Consider the following 26,339-nt stretch of genomic DNA (forward strand, 5'->3'; position numbering starts at 1 on the left):
ACAGCTTGGATTCGAAGGACACAAAGTTACCTCCAGCGCGTGCCGAAATCGGCTTGGGCGGGGCCTTTGCATTGGACGAATTTTGGCGAATAAGCACAAACCCGGCGATGGACGGCGCAGAACGACTTATCTGCAGCACCGGTTGCGAGATGTGGCCTGCGCCACAGCCTTGAGGTTGCGAACGCCAAATGATCGAGGCAGATGCTACGCGACAGACCGCTCAGGAGCAGGACGTGCAGACGGTTAGCCAAGCGCTTTTCCGGCCCTTTGGCGACGGCCTGCCGATGACGCCCAATCACCATCCCGCGCCCCAGGCGCTGGCGGACTACCTGATTGGCGACTGCTCCTCGGGAACGGCGGCCTTGCTGGGCCTGCACTTCGAGATCTGCCCCCACTGCCGCAGCCTTATACAGCAGATGGGCGCGGCGGGGTCGCCGACCGCAATCGGTCCTCAGGGACCGTGGACCAGCATCGCCCCTGGGGTGGAGGTTGCGACGGCTCCCTCAGCCAGCGGGATCGGCGAGACCGTCTACATGCTTCGCGCCGTTCCCGCCGCCAAGATTCCGTTGCACAGGCCGATTGGCATGGCGGAAATCCTCGTTCTCGCCGGCGGCTTCGACCTCGGCGGCGAACCCTACGCGGCCGGCGACTTCAAGACCGTGGAAGACCAGCCCCAGATGTCGATTTCCACCGACCCGAACGCCGGACTGCGCGCCGTCATCACCGCCTACCAGGCGCAGGACCGCGACTAGAGGCCTGCGCTCAGCCCTCGCGGTACTGCTCCAGGCCGGCCCGGTCGAGCCCGCTGACGCGACCGAAGCGAAAGGTCGCCAAGTTCTTCAGGCGCAGCGTCTTGAGGCTGCGGTTCACATGCACGACGCTCAGCCCGAGCACGTCTGCGATATGCTCTTGGGTGATCGGAAGGCTAAAGCTGCCATTCTTCACCATGCCGATCTGGTCAAGCCGGTCATGCAGTTCGATCAGCAGATCCACCAGGCGCTGGAGGGCGGATCGCCGTCCCAGGCGGATGATCTCCTCATACCGGCGCTCCTCCGCGACCGTTAGGGCGAGATACATCGCCCGCCAGAGTTCGGCGCGATCAGCTTCCTTCGCCCGGGCGAGGGTCTGCGCCACGTCCACGCACTCCACCCCGGTGAGCGCGACCACGGAACAGGGACTGGTGACGTTGACGGGCCGGGAAAGCACAACGTCGCCCGGCGTGGAGAAGGAGAAGATCTGCCGGCGGCCGTCGGGAAGAACGCGCATTTCGCAGACCCAGCCGCTGAGGATCCACTTCAATCTTGGCGCGGGGGAGATGGAGCTCAGGACGGCTCCGGCGGGATAGCGTTCGATCGGACCGATCAGTCGCCGCAAGGTCTCGGCGCTCAAGCCCGACATCCCGGAGACGCTCACCAATCCCGCGAGGGCGTGCTCGGCGTCGGTTCTGTGGAGGCCGCTCGGCTGCTGCATCTGTCGGATCCGGCTGCAGCGCGCGACACCTGCGCCTGCAGAACACGGTTCCAAGATCAGGCTTCGGAGCGCAGCTTCCTTATCATTCGCCAATACGGACAGTGGTTTGGCCGCCTGGCGGGGGTTTACCTTCCCCCGCCCCGGCGCAGGCCCTCAATTGGATCGGGCCGCGCTCGCACGCCGCGACTGGTCGAAGCCGCCATGATGGATCTCTGCTTGATAGCAGGCGAAGCTGGCGAGCCTTTGGCGGTCGTGGAGCATCACCGTTCCGCGCCCCATCGTCACCATGCCCTCACGACGCAACTGCTGCAGGGTCCTGTTGATATGGACGACGCTCAGGCCGAGAGCGTCGGCGAAGACCTCCTGCGTCAGAGGAATCCGGAACGCGGACTCCTTCACAAGACCGATGGCGTCCAGCCGGTCGTAGAGTTCAAGCAGCAGGTTCAGCACCCGCTCCTTCGCCGACAGGCGTCCGATGCGCACGATCTGTTCAAAGAGGCGCTCCTCACGCCGCCGCGAAGCGTCCGTCAGCCAGGCGCCGGGACCTTCCCCGGCCTCGCCGCCGCCCAAGGCGCCCGCGTCGGCGATCTCCACGTTGGTCAGCGCCACCAGTCCGCGGTTGCCGATATTCGAGGCGTGGGTCATGGCCGCCACGTCGCCTGGCAACAGGAAGGAGAAGATCTGCCGGCGACCATCCGGCAAAATCCGGGTTTCCGACACCCAGCCCGACACGACGACAATCGTCCGCTCTCGACCGGCTGGCCCGCTGGAGATGCTGGCGCCGGGCTGTATTCTCTCAACCGCCCGCCAGAAGCTCCGCGCCGTCTTCACGTCGACGGAAGATTCTTCCGCGCCGAGAGAAGTAATGGATCGGCCGCGCGCCTTGATTTCGCCTTCGAGCACCATAGACATCGCAGTCCCCTTCCAGTGACAACGGCTTTGGTCGCGAAAAACTTTCGTTGCATTGCAACATCACAGATCTCGCGTACGCAAAATCTTCGACACGAGGTGCTTATTTTTTGCGTCCACCCAGCAGACATGAGCTTGTCACAACCAAAGGTTAGACTGAATTCACGAACTTGTTAACAAGTTATCGTGGGATATAGGTTGGTGAATTTCCTCCGGGCGGTCGGGAGGGACTGACACACAAAGTGACCGTTCACATCGGATGCTATAGACATTCTTAATGGAGCGCGACCGCCCGCCGCGCCCATCCTTCCCGCGGCTGACGGACCGGCATCTCTTCATGTCTTCAAGTTGCGGAGACGTAAAACTACGACTATGACGAGTACCTGCGTCGCCCCCGCGACAGGGCGACAGCTGCGGTTTCGCGGGGATGCAGAGCAAAGTTCGACGAGGCTGTAGTCGGGCGAATACTGTGCATCACGTCTCACGGCGCAGACTTGTCGCGGCGGAGATCCTGACGGTTCAGGTCGCGGTCCGGGCCTCGCGCCAGCCCGACCATCGCTGCGCCTCGGCTTAAGGACGGGGGCCAGGCCCACGCGCCGTCGGCCTAGGTCGATACCGCCTAGTGCGAGAAGAAGATCGGGACCGGGGCGTTCTGCACCGCAAATTCGGTCGCCCCGCCGAGGATGAATTCGCGCAGCCGGGAATGGCCGTAGGCGCCCATCACCAGCAGGTCCGGACAACGGTCGTCCAGATAACCGCCGAGGGTCGTGCTGATCGGATGGCCTTCGCCTGCCACCCGATCGGCGGCGGCCTCGATCCCATAGCTTCGCAGGTGCCGCACGGCATCGGCGCCGCCGCAACGCGGCAGGTCGGGCTTCTCGCCGGCGATCGTCAGCAGCCGCACCGCCTTGGCGCGCTGGAGGATCGGCAGGGCGTCGGCCAGCGCGCGCGCCGCGCTCCGCCCGCCGTCCCAGGCGACGACAACCTCTTCCAGGGCGCCGCGGGTGAAGTTCTGCCTCTCGCCCTTGTAGACCAGGACGGGGCGGCCGGAATCGAAGATGGCCGTAACGGCGACCTCCGCCTGGCCATCGAAGCGGCCGCCGAGCGGCACGATGCAAAAATCGCGGGTCCTCGCCCGCTTCGCCACGAGCTCCGGGACGCGGTAGAGCGCGGCCTTCTCGACAACGGCGGCGGTGAACACGTCGGCGGTCTTGGCCTGGACGGTGAAATGGTCGATGGCCCCGCGGGCGGCGGCGAGGCTCTTGGCCTCCTCGTCCTTCTCGAGCTTGGTCAAGCCCACGAGATAGTCCGCCAGCCGATTGCTTTTCACCGGCAGGTCAACCGCCACCGCGAGCGCGGCCAGCCCCCCGCCGACGAGCCTGGCGAACTCCACCGCCTGGTCGATCGACGCGTTCGGCGTCACGTCCGGATAGGCGTCGATCTGCAGCAGCATGTCGGCGAGGCTCATCGGGGGCTCCGTATTGCTCAGCATCGTTCCCCAGTCGCAAGACGAGGATCCTATCCAACTTCCGGATCACACGATTTGATACGCCTCAAGGCGGCCGGGCGGGCGCGGCCGCAAGGCTGGCGGCATGGAGCCTCCCCGCTCATCGTCGCCGCGCGACGACCTCCAGCGCGGCGTCCTGCTGGTCCTGGGCCTGGTGGCGCTGGGGCTGCTGGCGGTGCGCCTCGCCGATGTGCTGCTGATGACATTCGGCGCGGGGCTGATCGCGGTGCTGCTGCACGCGATCGCCGAGCCGCTGCAGCGCCGGGCCAAAATGGGTCGCACGGCCGCCCTCACCGTCGCCGTGCTGGTGGTCGCCCTCGCCGTGGTCGCGACCGTCTGGACGTTCGGCCGCCAGGTCGAGGCGCAGTTCGCCAGCCTGAGCGATCTGCTGCCACGCGCCTGGGTGCAACTGCAGGCCCGCCTGAGCGCCTCCCCCCTGGGCGCGGCGATGCTGCGCGAGCTGGACGACCGCTTTGGCGCGGGATGGTTGATCGACCTGGGCCCCAAGGTGGCCGCTCAGGCGGCGGGAGCGGTCGCGGGGACGGTGATCGTCTTCTTCGCCGGCCTCTACCTGGCCTATCATCCGGAGTCCTACCTCAGAGGGTTCCTGCGGCTCTTTCCGCCCAGGCTTCGGGCGCGCGCCAGGACGGTTCTCGAAGCGACCGGCCTGGCGCTGAAGCAGTGGCTGGTCGGCCAGCTTTTCTCGATGATCCTGGTGGGCGTGACCACCGGCGTGGGGCTGGCTCTGGTCGGAGTCCCTTCGGCCTTCGCGCTCGGCGTCATCGCCGGCATCGGCCAGTTCGTGCCGGTCGTGGGCCCGATGGCGGCCACCGTGCCGGGCCTGCTGGTCAGCCTGGCGGCCGGGCCGCAGACCTTCCTGTGGGCCGGGGCGGTCTATCTGGCCGCCTCGCAGCTGGAGGCCAACCTCATCACCCCGCTCATTCTGCGGCGCCTGGCGCAGCTGCCGATGGCGGTGACCCTGTTCGCCGTCCTGGCGATGGGCGTGTTGCTGGGCCCCCTGGGCGTGCTGTTCGCCACGCCGCTGGCGGTGGTGGTCTATGTGCTGACCAAGATGGTCTATGTCGAAGGGGTGCTGGCCGACCGCCCAGCCGAGCTCGGCGCCGAGGACCCGAAGCGCGCCGCCGAATAGCCGCTGTGGCGGCGAGCGGGTCGAGCTGAGCAGGAAGGGGCCGCCGCAACCTCCCTGGCCGCCTGTCGCATTAGTGTCTTACAGCGCGCGCAGGGTCGCGCCGTGAAGCTGCGAATCTCCAGGATGTCAGGACGCGACCGCGCCGCTCGGCGCCGCCAGACCACGGGCGCCTGATCTGTCCCTCGGCGGCTTCGAATCCTGGGAGGGGCCGGCCTCCGGCGTGATCTGGAGCTTCCGCTTCAGCGGCGGAACCGCAAGCGCCGTGCGCACGCCGGAGCTGAGCGCGGTCGTCGGCGCGCCCGGCGACTGGTCGTGGACGCACTTTCGACTGGGAGACGTCCGCGCCCTGGCGATGATCCGCGGGATCGCCGACCTGCCGGCCGACGCTCTGGAGCTGTTCCTCACCGGCGAGACCCGGGTGCAGATTGCGGAGGAGGCCGGCTGGGTTTTCGGCGTCCTGCCTGACCTCGAGCGCGACCTCTCCGGCCGGCCGCAGGACGCCGGACGGCTGGTCTTCGCCTTCGACGCCGCACGGCTGGTGACCGCGCGCCTGCACCCTTTGCGCGCCGTCGACGACCTGCGTCGCGCCGTCGAGCGCGGCGAGACCTTCGAGGCCCCCGCCGCCGCCGTCGTGGCCTGCACGGCCTTCTACATCGACCAGGTCGAGATGCTGGTGGAGACGACCGGCCATCAGTTGGCCGCCGTCGAGGACTATGTGCTGACCGAGCCTGCGAACCCGCGCGACACCGAGCTTGGCCCGCTGCGGCGCGACATCGCCCGACGCCGCCGCGAGCTGCAGGGCCTGCGCAGCGCGCTCGCCCGCGCCCACGCCGGTCGCCAGGGGCGTCGGGTGGCGGCGCTCAGCGAGGACCTCGCCGACCTGATCGCCTCGGTCGAGGACGTCGACCGCGACGCCGGCGTCCTGCAGGAGCGCGGCCGGCTGCTGCACGAGGAGATCGACACCCAGATCAACAACGCCACCAACCGCAGCATGCGGGCGCTGACGATCATCTCCACCCTGCTGATCCCGCCGACCCTGGTGACGGGGGCCTTCGGCATGAACGTGCCGGGCATCCCGTTCGAGCATTCGGCCAGCGGCTTCGCCGTCGCCGCGGCCCTGTGCGGCCTGGTGGTGGCCGGCGCGATGCTGATCCTCAAGCGAATGGGGATGTAGTCTTACGCCTGCCCGCGCGCGACGAACCGGCGCCCATGAGACCAGCTTGAAGTCCTGCGCCCGTGGCGAGTTGCCTCGCCGTGGGCGGACGATCTGCGGCGACGCTGGCTATTTCCCGGCGAAACCCCCACCTATAGGGCGCGCCGTCGAGCGTGTGCCGCCAGGCAAGCGGTCGATCCTTCCCGACGCGACGCTGTCCAGAGACCCGATGGCCACGCTCTTTCTAGCGTCCGCGTTCAGCGTGCTGAGCGTCCTTGTCCTGCCGCGCATCTTTGATCTCCTTGGCTGGAGGCAAAAGCCTTGAAGCCACAAGATCCCCGCGACGCGGCGAAGCTGCGCCGCGCCCGCCTGCTGGCGTTTTTCCAAGGCGGCTGGAAAATCATCCGGCCGAAGAAGCCCGCCGCGGGGACCAGCCTATTCTCCTGGCTTCCGGGCCCTCAAGTCACCGACGCCGAGATCCGGGCTGAGATCTGGAATCTCGGAACGCGCCACCAGGGTTGGCCGCTCGAAGGTGCGCTCGACGAACTCAAGACGCCGGGCCTGCCGTCGCATCGCGTCTCGCTGTTGCGCGCCTGCGTCGGCAAATTGCAGCGTCCGTGAGCGACGCCTTCGTCCCAACTCACGAGCAGCTCGCAAAGCGGTGGCGGGACCTGCGGGAAATGCTGATCCAGCAGCTCGACATGTTCGAGACCGGCGCTCTGACGCTGCGATCGAACGATGTGAATGTCTCGGAAGCCGCCATCGCAGATCTCAAAAGAAGCATCCTCGATTTCGACGCCCTGATATCCGGAGGAAGCTGACCGGTTGACCGCATTCCATTCCACAGTGGATCGACCGCCGTCGCGACACCTTCAGCGCGCCCGACTTTTCCGTCCATGCCGTGGGAGGCCGTAGATGCGCATCACCACCGGTTTCGAGATCGCCTACGAATGCCCCGCGCCCGTGCCGATGCTGCTGATGCTCAGCGTGCATCCCTCCCGGCGCGACGACCTGGAGACGCCCGACTGGCTGCGCACCGAGCCGCCGCTCGACGTGCGCCAATATATTGACGGCTACGGCAACATCTGCAGCCGCGTGCTGGCCCCCGCCGGCCGGCTGACGCTCTCGGCCGACTTCATCATCCGCGACACCGGGCTGATCGACGAATACGCCCCCGAGGCGGTGCAGCACCCGGTCGAGGACCTGCCTGACGACGCCCTGCTCTACCTGCTGGGCAGCCGCTACTGCGAGACGGATCGGTTGACCGAAGCCGCCTGGTCGCTCTTTCAGAACACGCCTCCAGGCTGGGCCCGGGTTCAGGCGATCACCGACTATGTGCACAACCACATCGTCTTCAACTACGCCCACGCCCGCCCCAGCAAGACGGCCTATGACGCCTGGATCGAGGCTTCCGGGGTGTGCCGCGACTACGCCCACCTGGCGGTGGCCTTCTGCCGCTGCATGAACATCCCGGCGCGCTACTGCACCGGCTACCTGGGCGACATCGGCGTGCCCGTCGTCGGCGTCATGGACTTCAGCGCCTGGTTCGAGGTCTACCTCGGCGGCCGCTGGTACACCTTCGATGCGCGCAACAACATGCCGCGGATGGCGCGGGTCTTGATCGCCCGCGGCCGCGACGCCGTCGACGTCCCCATCGCCGCCACCTTCGGGGTCGCGGACCTCGTCAAGTTCGAGGTCACCAGCCACGAGGCGCCGTTCCCGACCTGAGACGCGCCCAGGCCGGAAGAAGGGCCCGTCAGCGGGTGCTGCGCCGGTCGTTCAGCAGGGTCTTGCGGTTGGTCTGGGGCGCCGGGCCGCCAGTGGAGCGCGAATCCAGCAGGTCGCGACGAACCGGGGTCGCGGCGTAAGAAGGTTGGGGTTTCATGAGAGGCCTTTCCGGCCGCGCCCGGGGTGAAGGCTCCACCCTTGCGAGACGAGCCGAAAACCTACCACGGCGCTGCCCTGCAGTCGGCGCCCTTTCCGGGCCCGCCCCCAGGAACCCGTTCGACGGACGTCCGTCATGGCGCCGTCACAGGGCTGCCTGATAAGCTCGGCCATGCTCACATCCCGTCGTCATCTGCTGTCCGGCGTCGCCGCGAGCGCGGCCTTCGCCGGCTTTTCCCGCTTCGCCGCCGCCGCCGGTTATCCGGCCGACATCCAGGCCGACAGCTACGCCAGCGAGGTCGCCGGCTACGGCCCGTTGCGGACCGATCCGTTCGGCGTCTTCGACCTGCCGGAGGGCTTCTCCTACACCGTGATCTCCCGCGCCGGCGACCGGATGAGCGACGGCCTGGTCACGCCCTACAAGATGGACGGCATGGGCTGCTTCCGGCTGGACAACGACCGCGTCGTCCTGGTGCGCAACCATGAGCTGGCCCCCGAGGACGTCGACTACGGCGCCGCCGGCGTCTCCCAGCGCCTGGCCAATCAGGTCGACGCCGCACGCGTCTACGACCGCGACCAGGACGGCCGCCTGCTGACCGGCGGGACCACCACCCTGGTCTACGACCTGCGCAAGCGGACGCTGGAGAGCTCCTTCCTCAGCCTGGCCGGCACGTCGAAGAACTGCGCCGGCGGGGTGACGCCCTGGGGCTCCTGGCTCTCCTGCGAGGAGACCACCCAGCCCGCCGGGATCCAGCCCAATGGGCGTGGCGTGCTGAAGTCCCACGGCTGGGTGTTCGAGGTCCCCAGCGCCGCGCGCGGACCGGTCGAGCCGCGGCCGATCCTTGGCCTCGGCCGTTTCCGCCACGAGGCGACGTGCAACGATCCCCGCACCGGCGTCGTCTACCTCACCGAGGACGACGGCGACGGCTACGGCCTGTTCTACCGCTTCCTGCCCGAGGACCGGACGGACCTGCACAAGGGCGGCCGCCTGCAGGCCCTGGGCTTCGCCGACAACCGCGAATACGGCGACAGCCGCAACTGGGACCAGACCGACTGGCGCGTCGGCGACTGGCGCAAGGTGTTCTGGGTCGACCTCGACGGGACCGACAACCCCGACGAAACGCTCCGGGCGCGCGGCCACGCCAAGGGCGCGGCCTGGTTCGCCCGCGGCGAAGGGATCTTCTTCGGCCGGGACGAGCTCTATTTCACCTGCACGATCGGCGGCCCGAACCGGAAGGGCCAGATCATGCGCTACCGGCCGAGCCCCCAGGAGGGCAAGCCGGGCGAACGCGACGACCCGGGCCGCCTGCAGCTCTTCGTCGAGCCGACCGATCCCAAGGTGATGGACATGGCGGACAACATCGCCGTCTCGCCCTGGGGCCACCTGTTCGTCTGCGAGGACAAGGTGGGCGAGAACTCGGTCAACTACCTGCGCGCCGTGACGCCGCAGGGAAAGGTCTACACCGTCGGCCGCCAGGCCGCTCCCGGCGCCAGCGACGTCGGAGCCAACACAGAGACCGCCGGGGTCTGCTTCTCGCCGGACGGGACCACCCTCTTCCTCAACGTCTACTGGCCCGGCCTGACGCTCGCCATCACCGGCCCATGGGGACGCCTGCAGACCTGACCGGGCTTGCCGGCGCGCCGATCCCGACGCATATTCATCCCTATGGGTGAATATTATCAACTCGACGACACCATGCTGGCCCTCGCCGATCCGACGCGGCGGGCGATCCTGGCCCGGCTGGCCGCCGGCGAGGCGCGGGTCACCGACCTCGCCGCCCCGTTTCCGATTTCGCTGAACTCGGTCTCGAAACACATCCGCATTCTCGAGCGCGCCGACCTGGTGCGGCGACGCCGGCAAGGGCGCGAGCATCTGCTGGCGCTCAATCCCCAGCCGCTCGACGCTGCGGCGGCGTGGATCGAGGAACAGCGCGCGTTGTGGACCTGGCGGCTGGCCGAGCTCGACCGGATTCTTAAGGAGGACACGCCATGACCGAAACGACCACTCAGTCCGTGGTGGTGACGCACCGCTACGCCGCCTCGCCGGAGCGGGTGTTCGACGCCTTCCTCGACGTGAACATCGCGCGGCGCTTCCTGTTCGCCACGGCCACCGGCGAGATGATCGCCGCCGAGATCGATCCCAGGATCGGCCGCCGCTACGTCTTCATCGAGCGCCGGCCGGATATGGGCGAGGTGCGTCACGTCGGCGAATACCTGGAGATCGACCGCCCGCGCCGGCTGGTCTTCAGCTTTGGGGTTCCGCAGTTCGATCCGGGAATGACCACCGTGACCATCGACATCGTCCCCGACGGCGACGGCTGCCGGCTGACCTTGACCAACGACGGCGTGCCGAAAGACTACGTCGACGGCAACCGCGAGGGCTGGACCCGGATCCTGGACGGCCTGCTACCGGCCTACGACGGCGTGCACGGGGCCGGCTGGCTCTGACGGCCGCGACACTGCGACTTGAGCGACGCAGGCGCGGCCGATAGGTTCGCGCCCGTGAGCCCCTACGGACAATCGATGCGCCTTCTCGCGGACGGGAAGTTCACCGAAGCCTGGCCGCTGTTCGAAGCGCGCCGGCGCTTCAGCAAGCCGCCGATCTTCGAGCCCCAGGTCTTCTGCCCCGAGTGGGCGGGCGAGGATCTCGAGGGCAGGACCATCGCCGTCTCCGCAGAGCAGGGCTTCGGCGACCAGATGATGTTCGGCCGCTACCTGCCGATTCTCAGGCAGCGCGGGGCGAAGATCATCGTCGCCTGCCACCCGCTGGTGGCGCCCGTGTTCGGCAAGGCCGGCTTCTCCACCACCACGCTCTACACGAACGCGCCGCTGCCGCAGACCGACTACTGGGCCCTGATCGGCTCCCTGCCCTATCGGCTGGGCCTCAGCCTGCCGCCGCCGCCGGTCTATCTGGATGTTCCCTTGGGCGCCGGCGGCGGGATCGGCGTGATGACCTTCGGCAGTCCCCTGCTGGGCAACGACGCCAACCGCTCCCTTCCGCCGGAGGCCGCCGAACGGCTTCTGTCGCTCGGTCGGCATTTGGCGCCGGACGCCACCGGAGCGAAGGACTTCATGGAGACGGCGGCGATCGTCGCCGACCTCGACCTGGTGGTCACGGTGGACACCGCGCTCGCCCACCTCGCCGGCGCCATGGGCAAGCGATGCTGGGTGCTGCTGCCGCACAAGAAGCTGGATTGGCGCTGGGGCGCGAGCGGGACCTATTCGCGCTGGTATCCGACGATGCGGCTCTATCGGCAGCCTGCGCCCGGCGACTGGACTTCGGTCCTCGACCGAGTCATCCACGACACCCAGGCGCTCGCGCCGCTCTGGGCCAGACAACATGCGGCGGTGAACTAGTCATGCCCACCTTCCTGCACGTCGGCAGCGGCGAGAAGCGCAAGGCCCAGACGTCCGCCGGCTTCGACCGGCCCGAGTGGTCGGAGATCCGCCTGGACATCGATCCGGGCGTCGCCCCGGACGTCGTCTCGGACATGACCGACATGTCGGCGGTCGCCTCGGCGTCGGTCGAGGCGCTGTTTTCCTCGCACAACATCGAGCACCTCTACATCCACCAGGTGCCAGACGCCCTTCGCGAATTCCGCCGGGTGCTGAAGCCCGGCGGCTTCGCCGTCATCGGCTGTCCGGACCTGCAGTCGATGGCGGCGCTGATCGCCGAGGACAAGCTGCACGAGCCCGCCTACCAATCCCGGGCCGGCGGCATCACGCCCCACGACACCCTCTACGGCTTCGGAACCCAGCTCGCCCGCGGCTATCTGCACATGGCCCACCGCTGCGGCTTCACCCGCACGAGCCTGATACAGGCGCTGCTGGCCGCAGGCTTCGGCCGCGTGGGCGTACGTCGCCGCGCTTTCGAGCTCTGGGCGGTGGCCACCGACGGCAATCCGCCGGATGACGAGGTTCAGCGCCTCATGCGGGACTACTTCCCCGCCTGAGCCATCTCGCTCGCCGCGCGCGATCGCCCCAAGCCTGGGCGTCAAAACTCGATAAGTTTCGAGATCGGGACGGGCGCCGAAATCCGGACGCATTCGACTCTCAAGGCCGGCCGACGGTTTGCTTTACGCGACGGCCGTCGCACAGTGCCCGGCAACGAAAATCGGATAGCGCGGCTCGACCTGCGCTCGGGAGGGAATGGGAATGGCGTCAGCGGCAGGAGCCGGGCCCAAGGGCGGCTGGTACTACGGCTGGAACATCGTCGCGGCCTGCATTCTGTCGCAGGTGGCCTGCAACGGCCTCACCTACAACGCCTACTCGCTCTTCCTGCGCAGCTGGTCGGAGGAGCTGCATACGCCGATCAGCCTGCTGCAGCTGCCGATCGCCGGCATGGGCGTCATGTGCGCCCTCACCTCGCCCTTCATCGGCGCCCTGGCCGACAAGACGCCGCCGCGTCGGATCTTCGCCTTCGGCCTGCTCGGCATGGCCCTCTTCATGGTGGGGATCAGCTTCGCGACGGCGACCTGGCAGCTCATCGCCCTCTACGCCGGCCTCGTGCCGTTCGCGCTCGGCTGCGCCACGGCGATCCCGGCCAATGCGCTGATCTCGCGCTGGTTCGTGAAGCGCCGGGGCCTGGCGCTGGGCCTGAGCGCCTTCGGCATCGGCATGGCCGGCGTCGTGCTGCCGCCGATCATCGCCGCGGCCCTGCCGGCGATCGGCTGGCGGGCGATCTGGCAGGCCGGGGCGCTGCTCACCGTCGTGGTCGTGCTTCCGACTGTCCTCCTCATCATCCGCAACCAGCCGACCGAGAAGGAGGGGCTGCACTATCTCTCCGGCGACGGCGCGGCGGCCGCTGACCACGGCCACGGCCATGGCGGCCCCAGCACGCTGGGCACGCGCGACGTCCTCAAGCGCAAGGCCTTCTGGCTGCTCATCGCAGCCTGGCTGCCGATCATGGCGATCAACGGCGGCGTCGGTCAGAACCTGGCGCCCTACGCCGCCAGCCACGGCTTCAGCACGGACATGGCCGGGGCGCTGATTTCGGTGTTCAGCCTGGCGCACCTGGTCGCCACCCTGGGGCTGGGCGTTCTGTCGGACCGTTTCGGCAACCGGATCCCGTTCGCGGGCCTCGCCTTGGTGGTCGCGGCCGGCGCGGCGACCCTCGCCTTCGGCTCCAGCCTGCCGCTCGCCTTCATCGGCGCCGCCCTGATCGGCCTCGGCGGCGGCTGGGCGACTCTGCTGGCCGCGGGGATGGCGGCGGAGTTCGGCGCCGAGGGCTTCGGCCGGGCCTTCGGCCTCGCCATGGCCTTCATCCCGATCTCGGCCCTGGTGCCCTTCGCCATCGCCAAGACCCAGGAAGTCACCGGCAGCTATGCTCCGGCTCTGCTGGGCGTCGGCGTCGTCGTCCTCATCGGCGGCGGCCTGATCCTGCTGCTGAAGGAACGTCACCACGGCCAGCTGACGGCGGCGGAAAAGGAAGCCGCGCTCGACGAGGTGGTCCCCACCCCGATCGCCTGACGATGGCCGGGCTCAGCCTGCCCAGAAGTCCCAGGAGAAGGCCAGGGCGAGGACCGCCAGGGCCAGGGTGTTGCCGAGGGTCCACAGCCGATCGAACACCGGCTGTCGGCCCAGGCGAGCGGGAATGAGGAAGAGCGCGGGCAGGCTCAGCACATAGCGGTGCATGCCCTGGGCCGCCCCGCTGGTGAGCGCCACGCCCAGGATGGCCAGGCCGTAGAGCGCCAGGGCCGGATCGCCGCGGAGCAGCAGCAGCGAAGCGACTCCCGCCGCCAGGACGCCCCAGACCTCCACCAGATAGTAGGCGCGGGCCTGCGGCTCGCCGCTCGCCACCAGGTCGAACGCCTCGCGCCAGGAGCTCCAGGAGAGCGACAGCCACAAGAGGCCGCGGCCGAAGAAATGGGTCTCGATGAAGTCGAAATGCGCCCCGAACACCGCCCGCCAGACGAGGTAGGCGGCCGCCGGCGCCCCCACCGCCGCCAGGTTCGCGAGCTCCATCGACCAGGGCCGCGCGCGCAGCCGCGCGAGCCCGCCGCCCGCCAGCCACATCCAGCCGAGCGGCAGGAGCAGGATCGCGCCGGTCGAACGGGTGAAGGTCGCCGCCGCCGCCAGGGCCCCGGCCCACAGCCAGCGCTCTCGCCGGGCCAGCGCCAGGGCGCCGAACGACACCCCGAGGAACATCCCCTCGGTGTAGACCTGGGCCATGAAGAAGCTCGCCGGCCAGACCAGCAGATAGGCCGCCGCCCGCATCCCCTCGCCCGCCCCCGCCCCGTCCTCCTCGGCGGCGAGGTCGGCGATGGCGATCATCGCCGCCAGCGTCCCGGCGAGCGAAATCAGCACGCCCGCCAAGGTGACGGAAGCGATCGGCGTCAGGCCCAGCGGCTTCATTGGCCAGGCCAGGGCGCGCATCGCCAGCGGATAGGCCGGGAAGAAGGCCGCGTTCAGCGAGGTCCAGCGGGGGTGGGCGCCATGCGGCCCGAGCGTCTCGTCGCCCAGGTCGGAGCCCGGCGCCGCCGAGCGCATCTGCGGGTCGTCGTACCCGTGGAGCGCGATGGAGATGTAGAATTCGGAATCCCACGCCACCTGGGCGTTGAGGAAGGGATCGAGGATGTCCGGCTGGCCCTTGTGGCTGCCGGCCAGGGTCTCGCCCGCGGTCCAGGGGGTCGAACGGTCGGGCCGTTGCGGCTCGAACCGGCCGGCCGCCACCGCCTGGTAGCCCAGGATCAGCACCGCCCAGCCCAGCCAGAGCAGGACCAGCCAGCGGAGCGGCGCGCGAGCCTGGACTGTCGACAAGGGCGTCTCCGGAATCCTGCTGCCTAGTTCGCCGCGAAGACCACCCGGCCCGCGACGATCGTCGCCCGCACCCGCTCGGCGCTGGGCTCGGCGAGGATTTCGGCGAGCGGCGCCGAGAGCAGGCACAGGTCGGCCGCAGCGCCAGGCGCGATCGAGGTTGCCTGGCCGCCCGGCGCGCGGCGCTCGCCGAGGTAGAGGTTGAGCGCCGTCATCGGGCCCACCTGCTCGGCCGTCCCGATCGGCTGGCCGTCGCGCGTTCGCCGCCGGATCGCCGCCCGGATTCCGCTCCAGGGATCGGGAGAGGCGTAGGGTGCGTCCGAGCTCGCCGCGGTCGGCACGCCCGCCGCCAGCAGCGAGGCGCAGCGATAGAGGTCGCCCTGCTCGGCGGGATCGACCTCCGCCAGGTAGCGGTCGCCGCGCTCGAAGACGAAGGCCGGCTGGGTGACCACCGTCAGGCCCAGCTGCTTCAGGACCGGAATCGCGTCGGCCGGGATGACCCCGCCGTGCTCGACCCGGTCGCCTGGCCGTGCGCCGGCGATTTCGAATGCGGCGAGAGTCAGCGCCAGTTCGCCGGCGGTGACGCAGTGGACGGCGACGGCCCGCCCCTGCGGCCGCGCCTCGACGATCCGCTCGACGAAGGCGGCGAGGTCGAGAAGCCGCGCGTCGTCGAGCAGCACCTTCACCGGCCCGACCTCGAAGGCGCCGTCCTCGGGCGCCGCCAGCGGACCGGCGCTCATCAGGGTCAGCCGCTGCGGCAGCACGCCGAGGCGGTGCGCCTGGGCGAGCAGCCCCGCCGCCTGGCCGTCCGTGGTGGCGCTGGCGTCGGTGAGGCCGGTGATCCCATGGGCCGTCAGGGTCTTGCCAAGCGCCGACAGGTCCGGCGGATCGTTCGCCAGCCGCGCACGCAGCCAGGCGTCGCCGCGCCAGATGCGGCCGGTCAGCCGGCCCGCGGCGTCGCGCTCCGCCTCTGGGGGTGCCCCCTGGGCTGTGACCTTCTCGAGGGCCAGGCTGTTGAGGATCCACAACGATCCGGTCTGGTGCTGGACGCGCAGCCGGTGGCCGGGCGCGATACGGTCCAGGACATCGCGGTCGAGGTCCCCGGCCATCCGCTCGTGATAGCCGGTGGCGCGCAGCCAGGCCCCCGCCGGCCGGGCGGCCAGCGCCTCGCGCAGCGTTCGTTCGAACTCGACGGCGTCGCGTGAGCGCTCGAGGAGCGCCGACTGCGCCCGGGCGGCGCTGGCGAGCAGATGGATGTGATGGTCGACGAGACCCGGCAGCAGCGCGCCGCCGCGGCCGTCGAGGCTGTCGCCCGGCCCGCAGAGCCGCTCGCCAATCTCCGCAATCCGGCCGCGCGCCAGCCGCACGTCCTGCCCCGGCCGGCCGGCGACCTCGACGTTGCGCAGGATCAGGTCGCGATCTTCCATCAGGCGGCCGCCCGCAGGCCGAGCTCGGCCGCGGCTCCCGCGGCGGTCCGGGCGAGGGCCGCATCGACGATCAATCCGCCGCCCTGCGCCAGGGCCCGCAGCGCGCCCGCCGCGGCGGCAAGTCCGGTCAGCGGATCGCCCAGGGCGTCGCCCAGGAAGTTCGGCTCGCCGCTTGGCGTCCAGCGCACCAGGCCCCCCGCCGCGGCCGCATCGTCGCCGAACGCCACCCGCTCGGCGGCTTCGCCCGTCCAGCCGTAGCCGCTGATGGCCACCCAGGTCAGGTCCGGCCGCTCGGCGAAGAGGTCCGCCGGCGCCAGGCCCAGTTGCTCGAAGGCCCGCGGCCGGGCGCTGGTGATCACCACCTCGGCGGAGACAATCATCTCCCGCAGCCGGGCGCGATCGCTCGCCTCGGCGAAGTCGAGGACGAGATCGGCCTTGGCGCCGTTCAGCCGGCGGAAGAAGTCTGGGGTCGAGACACGGCTGGGATCGGGCCTGCGACGGCTTTCCACCTTGGTCACCGAGGCGCCCGTCGCCGCCAGCACGGCGCCGCAGAGCGGTCCGGCCCACAGCGTCGAGAGATCGACCACGCGCAGGTCTCGCCCGCCGTGCGCGGCGGCCCGTCCCGCCGGCAGCAGCGGCGACGTCATGGTCTCCGCCGCGACCTCGCCGACGCCGGCCGCAGGCAGGCCCAAAAGGCGCGCGCCGTCCACCAGGTCGCGCCACGCGCGCCGCCGCGCGGCCGCCAGGATCGCCGGCCACGGCTCGTCCGTCGGCTCGCAACCCAGCCAGGCCGGAACCAGGGCCACATCGTCTTCACGCGCCAGGTTCACGGCGATCCAGCCGTCCGCCGCCTGGACCAGGCGGCAGGCCCGGTTCGGCGACCAGAGCCCGGGCGTCTCCAGCGGCAAGTCGCCCATCCGCTCGGTCAGGCCCGGCAGGTCGAGCGTGGCCCGGCGCCCGAGGTCGCCGCTCAGCGCGGCGATCTGTGCGGCCAGCTTGGCGAGCAGACCCGCAACGGGGCTCATCAGGGGTTCTCCACCGCGTCCACCAGGCCCCAGTCGAGCGCCGTTGAAACGCGGATGTCGAGCCCGGAGACGGCCATGAAGCAGGCGCGCTGGCGGCCGATCCGCCGTGGGATCGACGCCGTGCCCCCGGCGCCCGGAATCAGGCCCATGGAGACCTCCGGCAGGCGGAACCAGGCGTGGCGCCTGGCGACGACCCGGCCCGCGGCGGCGGGGATCTCAATTCCAGATCCGATGCAGGCCCCGTGGACCTTCGCCGTCGCCCGCGGGCCGAGGCGCCGCACGAGCGCCGCGGGCGCGCGCAGCGTCCGGACCAGATGGGCGCGGCCCGGATCGTCGAAGCTGCCGAACTCGGCGAGGTCGCCGCCTTCGCTGAAGCAGCGCCCCTCCCCGCTCAGCACGACCGGGGCCTGGTCGGGGTCGATCAGGGCGAACTCAAGCGCCTCGCAGAGCGCGTCGCGCATGCGCGCGTCGACCGCATTGTGGGCGCCTGCCCGGGTGAGCCGGATCGCGAGCGTCTCGCCCTCGCGGGAGACGGCGACGCGGGACTGGTCCTGATCATTCCGGGCTGGCGCGGGGGTGGTCGCCCGCCAGGCGCGAAAGCCGTCCGTCGCCAGCAGCATGGAATAGCCGAGCGACTCGACGACGAGGGCCTGGTCGAAGGAGATCTCGAGCGAGATGCGCAGGATCTGGGCCGCCACGGCGGCGGCGGCGGGCTGGGCCTCGACCGTTTCGCGCAGCCGCTGCAGCGCAGCCTCCAGGCGCTCGGGCGGAAGACCGACCCAGGGCGCCGGCGCCGACGGCTCGACGCTCAGCAGGATGTCGAAATCGTCCAGGGCGGCATCCGGAAGCGCGCCGCCGCGATGGACGCCTACATGGACGACGCCGGGGCCCGGCCGGGACGGCGCGGCGCGCCCCGCCGCCAGGTCGACCGTCACCAGCCCCGCCCCGCCCAGATCGGTCAGGGCTGCGAAAAGCTCTCCGACCGCCGGGGACAGGGGCTTCGTCCTGCTCAGGCGCCCGCCAGCTCGCCCGCCGGCTTGGACAGCTCGGCCTTGAGCACGCGGCGCAGCAGCTTGCCGGTGTCGTTGTAGGGCAGAGCCTCGCGGAACGCCCAGATCTCGGGGGTCTTGGACGAGCGCAGCCGCGCCTTCACCCAGGCCGCCAACTCCTCCGCCGTCGGCTGGCCGTCCTTGATCACCACGACCGCGGCGACCTTTTCGCCCCATTCGTTGTCCGGCACGCCGAGCACGGCGACGTCGGCGACGTTCGGGTGGGCGCGCAGCACGTCCTCGATCTCGCCCGGCGACATGTTCTCGCCGCCGCGGACGATGACGTCGTCCAGCCGGCCTTCGACGTAGAGGAAGCCCTCCTCGTCGATCCAGCCGCCGTCGTTGGTCGGGAACCAGCCGTCCTCGCGGATCACCTTCTTCGACAGATATTCGCCGGAGACCTGCTCGCCGCGGACATAGATCTCGCCGGACTGGCCCGCCGGCAGCAGCTCGCCGTTCGGCCCGCGGATCTCCAGCTCCAGCGTCGGCAGCGGCTTGCCGACCGAGCCCAGCCGGCGGCGGACGACCGGGTCGTCCGACGCGATGGCGATGCGGTGATCCTCGGGGCCCAGCACCGCGATGGTCGAGCTGGTCTCCGTCAGGCCGTAGGCGTTGACGAAGTCGACGTGCGGCAGCAGCTTCAGCGCGCGCTCGATGACCACCTGCGGCATGCGTCCGCCGCCGTAGGACAGGGCCTTGAGGTGGGGCAGTTTCTCGCCGCGCTGCTCGATCAGGTCGAGGATCCGGCCCATCATGGTCGGCACGACCATGGCGTGGCTGATCTTCTCCTGGGCGGCCAGACCGACCCAGCCGTCAGGGGTGAAGGCGGGCATGTGGACGATGCGCCGGCCGCTGTAGATCCCGGTCAAAATCGCCGAGATCCCGGCGATATGGTAGGGCGGCACGCTGACCAGGGCGGCCTCGTGCGCGTCCGAGCCCAGGAACTCCACCGTCGAAATGACATAGGAGGTCAGGTTGCGGTGGCGCAGCACCGCGGCCTTCGGCTCGCCTGTGGTGCCGCTGGTGAACAGCAGGACGCCGATGTCCGGATCGGCGTAGGGCAGTTCCTCGGCGCGGTTCGCCGGGTCGGCGCAGATCTTCTTGAATGCGCTCAGCGCCACCGTCTGGACGCCGGGAACGCCTTCGGCGCGCGGCAGCATGGCGTCGTCCACCACGGCCACCGAGGGCGCGGTCCGTGCGAGCAGCCGGCGCAGCTCCTCGTCGGACAGGCGATAGTTGATCGGCGCGAACGGCTTGCCGACCAGGCCGGAGGCGAACACCGTCACCGGCAGATAGACGCTGTTGAGACCCAGGAAGACCACGGTCTCGCCGGGCTGTTTGGCGAGCCAGGCGGCCGCGCCGCGCGCGCGCGCGCCCAGCTCGGCCAGGGTCACGCCGCTGCTGAGCTCGCCCAGGATGATCCGTTCCGGCGCGGCGTCAGACGCCATCTCGAGAAGGAGCGCGGTGTGCATGCCTCAATCTACTCCGACGCCGGACGCGTTTCCGCGCCCGCTTTTGACATCCCCGCCCCCGGTCACGCTATCCGCGCTCTAGGAAGCCGGGATTTCCGATTCGTAACGTCGCTTTAGAGCCTGGACGCAGCTCCCGTCCAGAGCCGCGCACGAGCGACCCTGTGACATCGCCGCTGCGGAAAAGGCCAAGCGCTGTCATGGCCTAGCGCCACGCGCCGACCTAAGCACGAACGCCGACGCTCGACATACTATCTCTCCTGATAGGAGAAGGGCGAAATGCTACGCGCTCAGCGCCCGCGCGGCGTCCAGCTCGTCGCTGATCTCGCGCGCGTCAGCCAGGGCTGCGACCTCGCCGATGACCAACAGGACCGGGCCGCCCTCGCCGTCCTCGACCAGCCGGGCGAGCTCGCCGACCGTGCCGCGCCGCAGCCGCGCGCGCGGCGTGCCGGCGCTTTCCACGGCCAGGGCCGGGGTGCTGGCGGCGCGGCCGGCGTCGATCAGCCGAGCGCTCAGCTCCGCGGCCGCCCCGCCGCCCATGTAGATGGCCAGCGTGGTCTCGGGATCCGCTGCTGACGACCAGTCGGCCTGCAAGGCGCCGGCTTCGAGCCGGGCCGTGGTGAACACCACCCGCCGGGCCTGTTTGCGATGGGTCAGCGGGAAGTTGAACTGGGCGGCCGCAGCGCAGGCCGCGGTGACGCCCGGCACCACCGCGGTTCCGATCCCGTGGGCGTTCAGGAAGTCCGCCTCCTCCCCCACCCGGCCGAAGACCGAGGGATCGCCGCCCTTCAACCGCACCACCTGCAGGCCGCGACGCGCCAGGCGCAGCATCAGCCGGTTGATGGTCTCCTGCTTCATGCTGGTGCGTCCGGCGCGTTTCCCTGTCTGGATTTTCAGACAGTCCTTCGGCGCGAGCGCCAGCACCTCTTCCGAGATCAGGGCGTCGTAGAGCAGCGCTTCGCAGCCTTCGATGGCCCGCAGCGCCCGCAGCGTCAGAAGGTCGGCCGCGCCGGGGCCCGCGCCCACCAGCTGGACGAAGCCGGGCTTCACCTCACGCGGCATGCCGCACCTCCGGTTTGGCGGCCTTGCCAAGGAGACGGGCGATCTCGGGACGGCAGGAGCCGCAGGCGGCCCCCGCGCCGGTGGCGTCGCCGACGGCGTCGACGGTGCCGCAGCCGCCGGCGATGGCGGCCTCGATCTTTACCTGACGCACACCGCGGCAGGCGCAGACCACCGGACCGGTCTCGACCGGCTGGCCCGGCGCACGGCCGACCAGCAGGACGGCGCGGTCCAGCGGCGTGAGCGCTTCGGCGGCGAACAGCTCCGCCAGCCACTCCCGGGGCGGCAGGGCGCCGCCACACGTGGTGAAGAGGACGCGATCGAGCCGGTCGCCGGAGAAATAGGCCTCGCGCAGGGCGCCGCTGTTGGCGTCCTCGAAGCGCAGCACGTCGGCGCCGGCCTCGCGGGTCAGGGCCCGGCGCAGGGCCTCGCGTTCGGCCTCGTCGCCACGACCGGCGAACTCGTGCAGCTGGCACCCGGCCTGGGGAATCCGCCGCCAGACGAGGTCGAGCCCCGCGGGCGCGGCCCAGCCCTGCCGGGCGAGGAAGAAGCCGCGCCAGGTTTCGCGGTACGGCCGCACCCGCGCCGGGGTGTGCTTGAACTCCGGCTGTCCGGAGCGGGCGTCGACCTTGGGCGCGACCAGGGTGTTGGAGCGTCCCTGAGCGGCGTAGACCGCCGTCCAGTGCATCGGCATGAAGACCGAGCCGGGCCGCTGGCGGTCGCTGACCCGGGCGATGGCGATGGCCTCGCCCTGGCGGGTCTGCACCCGGGTGAGCCGGCCGTCGGCGACGCCGAGCGGGGCGGCGTCCTCAGGATGGATCTCGACATAGGGTTCGGGCGTATGACGGCAGAGCTCGGGGGCCAGGCCGGTGCGCGTCAGCGTATGCCAATGATCGCGGACGCGGCCGGTGTTGAGCGCCAGCGGATAGACCGCATCGACGGCTTCAGCCGGGCCCGCGGCGGCGACCGGGACCATCTGCGCGCGACCGTCCGGCGTCTGGAACCGGCCGTCGGTGAACAGGCGCGCTGTCCCGCCCTCGGCCGTCACCGGCCACTGCACCGGCTCAAGCGCCTCGTAGCCGTCGGCGGTCAGGCCCGTGAAGGGGCCGAGGTTGAGGAAGCGGTTCGGGTTCTCGTAGGCGGTCATCCGCGCGTACTCGCGGAACACCTGAGCCGGCGTGCGCCAGGAAAAGGCGTCGGCGAAACCCATGGCGGTCCCGACCTCGGCGACGATCCGCCAGTCGGCCTTGGCCTCGCCCACGGCGGGAAACAGCGCCCGCTGGCGCGAGATGCGGCGCTCGGAATTGGTGACCGTGCCGTCCTTCTCGCCCCAGCCCATGGCCGGCAGCTTCACATGGGCATAGGCCGTGGTGTCGGTCTCGGCCATGCAGTCGGAGACCACGACGAAGGGACACTTGGCCAGCGCCTCGCGCACCCGCTCGCCGTCCGGCAGGCTGACGGCCGGATTAGTGGCCATCACCCAGAGCGCCTTGATGCGCCCCTCGCGGACCGCTTCGAACATCTCGACGGCCTTCAGGCCGGGCTTTTCGGCGACCCGTTCGGCGCCCCAGAAACGGCCGACCCGCGCGCGGCTCGCCGCGTCGAAGTCCATGTGGGCGGCGAGCGTCGTGGCCATGCCGCCGGTCTCGCGCCCGCCCATGGCGTTCGGCTGGCCGGTGATCGAGAAGGGACAGGCGCCCGGCTTGCCGATCCGGCCCGTCGCCAGGTGGGCGTTGATGATGGCCGAGCCCTTGGCCACCCCCTGCGCCGACTGGTTGGCGCCCATGGAGAAGAGGCTGACGGTCCGCGGCGTCTCGGCGAACCAGCGGAAGAAGAGCTCCAGGTCGGCGACGGCGAGGCCGCAGTCGGCGGCGACCGCCGAGACCGACTGGTCGGCGGCCGACAACTCGGCCTCGACGGCCTCGAAGCCCGCCACGTGGGCGGCGACGTAAGCCCGATCCACCACGCCGCGGCGGATCAGGTCCGCCAGCAGGCCGTTCCACAGCCGCACGTCCATCTGCGACTTCAGCGGCAGATGCAGGTCGGCGCCCTCGGCCGTGTCGGTGCGGCGCGGGTCGATGACCACATGCTTCTGGCCACGGGCTTTGGCCTGCTCCATCCGGCGGAACAGCACCGGATGGGTCCAGGCGGCGTTATGGCCGGAGAAGACCACCAGGTCGGCGAGGTCGAGGTCCTCGTAGCAGCCCGGCACCAGGTCGGCCCCGAAGGCCAACTTGTGCGCCACCACCGCCGAGGCCATGCAGAGCCGGGAGTTGGTGTCGATGTTGCCGGAGCCGATGAAGCCCTTCATCAGCTTGTTGGCGGCGTAATAGTCCTCGGTCAGCAGCTGGCCGGAGACGTAAAAGGCGACCGAGTCCGGCCCGTGCTTGGCGATTGCCTCCTTGAAGCGGCGCGCCACCAGCGAGACGGCCTCGTTCCAGCCCGCCCGCTTGGTCCCGATCATCGGGTGCAGCAACCGCCCGTCGAGGCTGACCGTCGAGCCCAGCGCGCTGCCCTTGGAGCACAGCCGGCCGAAGTTGGCCGGATGCGCCCCGTCGCCCACGAGCTCGAGCCTGCGCCCGTCGGGTTCGGCCTGGGCCGAGATCCCGCAGCCCACGCCGCAGTAGGCGCAAGTGGTGCGTACCGAGCGCGCGAGCCCCTCGGTCATCGGTTTACGCCTGCCCCAGGAAGATCCGGCCGTCGCGGATCTGCAGCGGCACCACGGGGGTGCAGCCCTTGCCGGCGTCCGCGCCCAACGGCTGGCCGGTGGCGAGGTCGATGTTCCAGGCGTGCAGCGGACAGGTCACCGCCCGGCCGTGGATGATCCCTTGGCTGAGCGGACCGTCCTTGTGCGGGCAGCGATCCACCAGGGCGTAGAGCTGGTTGTCGCCGGTGCGGAACACCGCCACGTCGCCCTTCGGCGTAGGCACGCGGCGCGCACCGCGCAGCGGTATGTCGGTCACCGCGCCCACGTCCGTCCAGTCGGCGGGGATCCAGTCGGCGAGGTCGGTCATGAGCGCGTTCATGCGAACTCCATGCGGCGCGAGAGCGGGTTGAACTCGTCGGCGTGGCGGCCCGCCACACGCTCGGCCCAGGGGTCGATGCGGGCGAACCGTTGCGAGTAGGCGAAGAGGTCATAGAGCTGGCGGCGTCGCTCGGGATTTTCGATCTCGGCGCGGATGCTCTCCAGCCCGACGCGGGCCATCCACTTGTAGATCCGCTCCAGGTACCAGCCGTTCTCGCGATAGAGCTGCATGACCGCGCAGATCGCCCAGATCGCCTCTTCTTCGGTCGCCACCTTGGTCAGCACCTGGGTCCCCTGGATGTGGAGACCGGCGGCGCCGCCGATGTGGATCTCGTAGCCGGAGTCCACGCAGATGACGCCGATGTCCTTGCAGGTGGCTTCCGCGCAGTTGCGCGGACAGCCGGAGACCGCGAGCTTGACCTTGGCCGGGGCCCAGGAGCCCCACATGATCTTCTCCAACTGGACGCCCAGGCCGGTGGAGTCCTGGGTGCCGAACCGGCACCATTCGGAGCCGACACAGGTCTTCACGGTCCGAAGGCCCTTAGCGTAGGCGTGGCCGGAGACCATGCCGGCCGCGTTCAGGTCGGCCCAGACCGCCGGCAGGTCGTCCTTCTTGACCCCCAGCAGGTCGATGCGCTGGCCGCCGGTCACCTTCACCGTCGGGATCTTGAACTTGTCGGCGACGTCGGCGATGGCGCGCAGCTCGTCGGGCGTGGTGACCCCGCCCCACATCCGCGGCACCACCGAATAGGTGCCGTCCTTCTGGATGTTGGCGTGCACCCGCTCGTTGATGAAGCGCGACTGCTTGTCGTCGCGGTATTCGCCGGGCCAGGCGCAGAGGAGGTAGTAGTTGAGCGCCGGACGACAGGAGGCGCAGCCGTCGGCCGTGCTCCATTCCAGCGCCTGCATCACCCCGGGCATGGACTTCAGGCCCTCGGCGACGATCCGCCGGCGCACCTCGTCGTGGCCCTTTTCGGTGCAGCCGCAGACCGGCTTCGGTCCCGTCTGGACCTGGAAGGCGTCGCCGAGGCTGGCGATCAGGATCTTCTCGACCAGCGGGGTGCAGGAGCCGCAGGAGGCCGACGCCTTGGTGACCGCGCGCACGCTTTCCAGCGTGGTCAGGCCCTGCTCGGCGATGGCGCTGGTGATGGTTCCCTTGCAGACGCCGTTGCAGCCGCAGATCTCAGCCTCGTCGGCCATGGCGGCAACGGCTGCGCTAGGGTCGAGGCCCCGAAGGCCCTCCGTGACGGCCTGGCCGAACACCAGGGTCTCGCGGATGTCGCCGACCAGCTCGCCCGAGCGCATCAGGTCGAAGTACCAGCCGCCGTCGGCGGCGTCGCCGAACAGCACCGCGCCGGCGACCTTGCCGTCCTCCAGCACGATCCGCTTGTAAACACCGCGGCCGGCGTCACGGAAGATGATGTCCTCACACCCCTCCCCGCCGGCGAACTTGCCGGCCGAGAAGACATCGACGCCGGAGACCTTCAGCCGCGTCGACAGCACCGAACCTTCGTAGGCGCCGTCGCCGCCGGTCAGCGACAGGCCGAGCGTCTTGCACATCTCCCAGATCGGGGCGACCAGGCCATAGACCTGACCGCGGTGCTCGACACATTCGCCGACGGCGTAGATCGAGGGGTCGGAGGTGCGCATCGCGTCGTCGACGATGATCCCGCGGCCGGTCTCCAGCTCGGCGGCCTTGGCGAGCGCAGTCGCCGGGCGGATGCCGACGGCCATCACCAGCAGGTCGCAGGGCAGCGTGCGGCCGTCCTTCAGCTTCAGGCCGGCGACCCGGCCGTCCTGTCCGACGATCTCCTCGGAATTGGCGCCCAGCACCGTGTCGACGCCGCGCTCGGCCATCGCCTGGGTGAGCAGGAAGCCCGCCGAGGCGTCGAGCTGGCGCTCCATCAGCACGTCCATCAGGTGGACGACCGTGGCGCCCATGCCTCTGCGGGCCAGGCCGTAGGCCGCCTCGATGCCCAGCAGGCCGCCGCCGATCACCACGGCGCGGGCGCCGGGCTTGACCGCCTCGATCATCGCCTCGACGTCGTCGAGGTCGCGGAAGGTGACGACGCCCTTCAGGTCCGCGCCCGGCAGCGGCAGGCGGATGGGGTCCGACCCCATCGCCAGCAGCAGCTTGTCGTAGGGCGCTTCCACGCCGCCCTCGGCGCGGACCACCTTGGCCGCGCGGTCGATGCCGGTGACCTTGTGGCCTGAGTGCAGAGTGATGCCGTTATCGCGGTACCAGGCCTCGTCGTTGATGACGATGTCGGCGAAGGCCTTCTCACCCGCGAGCACCGGCGAGAGCATGATCCGGTCGTAGTTGACCCGGGGCTCGGCGCCGAAGATGGCGATCTCGTAGCGGTTCGGGTCGCGCTTGAGCACTTCCTGCACCGCCCGGCAGCCGGCCATGCCGTTGCCGATTACGACCAGACGTTCCTTAGTCATGACGCTTGATC

25 protein-coding genes are annotated in these 26,339 nt (G+C 70.1%); 12 read left to right on the forward strand and 13 right to left on the reverse strand.

All coding sequences use genetic code 11. From position 1 onward, the window contains the following. Positions 1 to 233 precede the first annotated feature (233 nt). Complete coding sequence (locus ACSQ2B_RS05820) at positions 234 to 752, forward strand: cupin domain-containing protein (protein ID WP_436048142.1); 519 nt, start codon at positions 234 to 236, stop codon at positions 750 to 752. Positions 753 to 762: 10 nt separating this feature from the next. On the opposite strand, the gene ACSQ2B_RS05825 is transcribed toward ACSQ2B_RS05820, so the two are convergent. The 3 genes from ACSQ2B_RS05825 to ACSQ2B_RS05835 all read right to left on the reverse strand — a co-directional run bounded on the left by ACSQ2B_RS05825 (position 763) and on the right by ACSQ2B_RS05835 (position 3,847). Next, complete coding sequence (locus ACSQ2B_RS05825; protein ID WP_436048144.1) at positions 763 to 1,470, reverse strand: Crp/Fnr family transcriptional regulator; 708 nt, start codon at positions 1,468 to 1,470, stop codon at positions 763 to 765. A 153-nt stretch (positions 1,471 to 1,623) separates the two neighbouring features. Beyond that, positions 1,624 to 2,376 (reverse strand): Crp/Fnr family transcriptional regulator, encoded by a 753-nt coding sequence (locus tag ACSQ2B_RS05830; protein WP_436048146.1) that lies wholly within the window; start codon positions 2,374 to 2,376, stop codon positions 1,624 to 1,626. A 622-nt stretch (positions 2,377 to 2,998) separates the two neighbouring features. Beyond that, the gene (locus ACSQ2B_RS05835) at positions 2,999 to 3,847 is read right to left on the reverse strand and encodes a universal stress protein (RefSeq protein ID WP_436048148.1); all 849 of its coding nucleotides are present in this window, start codon (positions 3,845 to 3,847) and stop codon (positions 2,999 to 3,001) included. Positions 3,848 to 3,971: 124 nt separating this feature from the next. On the opposite strand from ACSQ2B_RS05835, the gene ACSQ2B_RS05840 reads away from it, so the two are divergent. The 5 genes from ACSQ2B_RS05840 to ACSQ2B_RS05860 all read left to right on the forward strand — a co-directional run bounded on the left by ACSQ2B_RS05840 (position 3,972) and on the right by ACSQ2B_RS05860 (position 7,917). Beyond that, complete coding sequence (locus ACSQ2B_RS05840) at positions 3,972 to 5,036, forward strand: AI-2E family transporter (protein WP_436048150.1); 1,065 nt, start codon at positions 3,972 to 3,974, stop codon at positions 5,034 to 5,036. 220 nt (positions 5,037 to 5,256) lie between these two features. Beyond that, positions 5,257 to 6,210, forward strand: coding sequence for a CorA family divalent cation transporter (locus ACSQ2B_RS05845; RefSeq protein WP_436048152.1), 954 nt, complete (start codon positions 5,257 to 5,259; stop codon positions 6,208 to 6,210). Positions 6,211 to 6,510: 300 nt separating this feature from the next. After that, entirely contained in the window at positions 6,511 to 6,810 is a 300-nt protein-coding gene (locus tag ACSQ2B_RS05850) for a hypothetical protein (protein ID WP_436048154.1), read from the forward strand. Then, on the forward strand, positions 6,807 to 7,010 hold the full coding sequence (locus ACSQ2B_RS05855) for a hypothetical protein (RefSeq protein ID WP_436048155.1): 204 nt from the start codon (positions 6,807 to 6,809) through the stop codon (positions 7,008 to 7,010). The genes ACSQ2B_RS05850 and ACSQ2B_RS05855 overlap by 4 nt, the downstream gene beginning before the upstream one ends. A gap of 94 nt (positions 7,011 to 7,104) precedes the next feature. Next, positions 7,105 to 7,917 (forward strand): transglutaminase-like domain-containing protein, encoded by an 813-nt coding sequence (locus ACSQ2B_RS05860; protein WP_436048157.1) that lies wholly within the window; start codon positions 7,105 to 7,107, stop codon positions 7,915 to 7,917. Between the two features lie 28 nt (positions 7,918 to 7,945). Here ACSQ2B_RS05860 and ACSQ2B_RS05865 read toward each other — a convergent pair whose 3' ends face one another. Next, a complete protein-coding gene (locus tag ACSQ2B_RS05865; RefSeq protein WP_436048159.1) occupies positions 7,946 to 8,074 on the reverse strand; it encodes a hypothetical protein in 129 nt (42 codons plus the stop codon). Positions 8,075 to 8,245: 171 nt separating this feature from the next. Here ACSQ2B_RS05865 and ACSQ2B_RS05870 point away from each other — a divergent pair, with 171 nt between their 5' ends. The 6 genes from ACSQ2B_RS05870 to ACSQ2B_RS05895 all read left to right on the forward strand — a co-directional run bounded on the left by ACSQ2B_RS05870 (position 8,246) and on the right by ACSQ2B_RS05895 (position 13,542). Further along, entirely contained in the window at positions 8,246 to 9,697 is a 1,452-nt protein-coding gene (locus ACSQ2B_RS05870; RefSeq protein WP_436048161.1) for an alkaline phosphatase PhoX, read from the forward strand. Between the two features lie 42 nt (positions 9,698 to 9,739). Continuing rightward, entirely contained in the window at positions 9,740 to 10,066 is a 327-nt protein-coding gene (locus ACSQ2B_RS05875; RefSeq protein WP_436048163.1) for an ArsR/SmtB family transcription factor, read from the forward strand. Next, the gene (locus tag ACSQ2B_RS05880; protein ID WP_436048165.1) at positions 10,063 to 10,521 is read left to right on the forward strand and encodes an SRPBCC family protein; all 459 of its coding nucleotides are present in this window, start codon (positions 10,063 to 10,065) and stop codon (positions 10,519 to 10,521) included. Before ACSQ2B_RS05875 ends, ACSQ2B_RS05880 begins: the two co-directional genes overlap by 4 nt. 75 nt (positions 10,522 to 10,596) lie before the next feature. Then, entirely contained in the window at positions 10,597 to 11,430 is an 834-nt protein-coding gene (locus tag ACSQ2B_RS05885; RefSeq protein ID WP_436048167.1) for a glycosyltransferase family 9 protein, read from the forward strand. A 2-nt stretch (positions 11,431 to 11,432) separates the two neighbouring features. Further along, a complete protein-coding gene (locus ACSQ2B_RS05890) occupies positions 11,433 to 12,026 on the forward strand; it encodes a class I SAM-dependent methyltransferase (RefSeq protein WP_436048169.1) in 594 nt (197 codons plus the stop codon). A gap of 202 nt (positions 12,027 to 12,228) precedes the next feature. After that, the gene (locus tag ACSQ2B_RS05895; protein ID WP_436048171.1) at positions 12,229 to 13,542 is read left to right on the forward strand and encodes an MFS transporter; all 1,314 of its coding nucleotides are present in this window, start codon (positions 12,229 to 12,231) and stop codon (positions 13,540 to 13,542) included. A gap of 12 nt (positions 13,543 to 13,554) precedes the next feature. Here ACSQ2B_RS05895 and ACSQ2B_RS05900 read toward each other — a convergent pair whose 3' ends face one another. From ACSQ2B_RS05900 to nirB, 9 genes are all read right to left on the reverse strand, one after another. Then, the gene (locus ACSQ2B_RS05900) at positions 13,555 to 14,832 is read right to left on the reverse strand and encodes a hypothetical protein (protein ID WP_436048173.1); all 1,278 of its coding nucleotides are present in this window, start codon (positions 14,830 to 14,832) and stop codon (positions 13,555 to 13,557) included. Between the two features lie 23 nt (positions 14,833 to 14,855). Then, the gene (locus ACSQ2B_RS05905) at positions 14,856 to 16,256 is read right to left on the reverse strand and encodes an amidohydrolase family protein (protein WP_436048175.1); all 1,401 of its coding nucleotides are present in this window, start codon (positions 16,254 to 16,256) and stop codon (positions 14,856 to 14,858) included. Next, positions 16,256 to 17,281, reverse strand: coding sequence for a CoA transferase (locus ACSQ2B_RS05910; protein ID WP_436048177.1), 1,026 nt, complete (start codon positions 17,279 to 17,281; stop codon positions 16,256 to 16,258). The genes ACSQ2B_RS05905 and ACSQ2B_RS05910 overlap by 1 nt, the downstream gene beginning before the upstream one ends. Continuing rightward, complete coding sequence (locus ACSQ2B_RS05915; protein WP_436048179.1) at positions 17,281 to 18,216, reverse strand: enoyl-CoA hydratase/isomerase family protein; 936 nt, start codon at positions 18,214 to 18,216, stop codon at positions 17,281 to 17,283. The genes ACSQ2B_RS05910 and ACSQ2B_RS05915 overlap by 1 nt, the downstream gene beginning before the upstream one ends. A 74-nt stretch (positions 18,217 to 18,290) precedes the next feature. Beyond that, positions 18,291 to 19,802: a class I adenylate-forming enzyme family protein gene (locus ACSQ2B_RS05920; RefSeq protein WP_436048180.1), complete on the reverse strand. Its 1,512-nt coding sequence runs from the start codon at positions 19,800 to 19,802 to the stop codon at positions 18,291 to 18,293. Between the two features lie 279 nt (positions 19,803 to 20,081). Then, positions 20,082 to 20,861 (reverse strand): uroporphyrinogen-III C-methyltransferase, encoded by a 780-nt coding sequence (gene cobA, locus ACSQ2B_RS05925; protein WP_436048182.1) that lies wholly within the window; start codon positions 20,859 to 20,861, stop codon positions 20,082 to 20,084. Beyond that, positions 20,851 to 23,526 (reverse strand): nitrate reductase, encoded by a 2,676-nt coding sequence (locus ACSQ2B_RS05930; RefSeq protein WP_436048184.1) that lies wholly within the window; start codon positions 23,524 to 23,526, stop codon positions 20,851 to 20,853. Before ACSQ2B_RS05930 ends, cobA begins: the two co-directional genes overlap by 11 nt. Positions 23,527 to 23,530: 4 nt before the next feature. Continuing rightward, on the reverse strand, positions 23,531 to 23,884 hold the full coding sequence (gene nirD / locus ACSQ2B_RS05935) for a nitrite reductase small subunit NirD (RefSeq protein ID WP_436048185.1): 354 nt from the start codon (positions 23,882 to 23,884) through the stop codon (positions 23,531 to 23,533). Then, entirely contained in the window at positions 23,881 to 26,328 is a 2,448-nt protein-coding gene (gene nirB / locus ACSQ2B_RS05940; protein ID WP_436048187.1) for a nitrite reductase large subunit NirB, read from the reverse strand. Before nirB ends, nirD begins: the two co-directional genes overlap by 4 nt. Between the last annotated feature and the right edge of the window lie 11 nt (positions 26,329 to 26,339).

This window comes from Phenylobacterium sp. LjRoot225, from assembly GCF_964252855.1.
GTDB lineage: Bacteria > Pseudomonadota > Alphaproteobacteria > Caulobacterales > Caulobacteraceae > Phenylobacterium.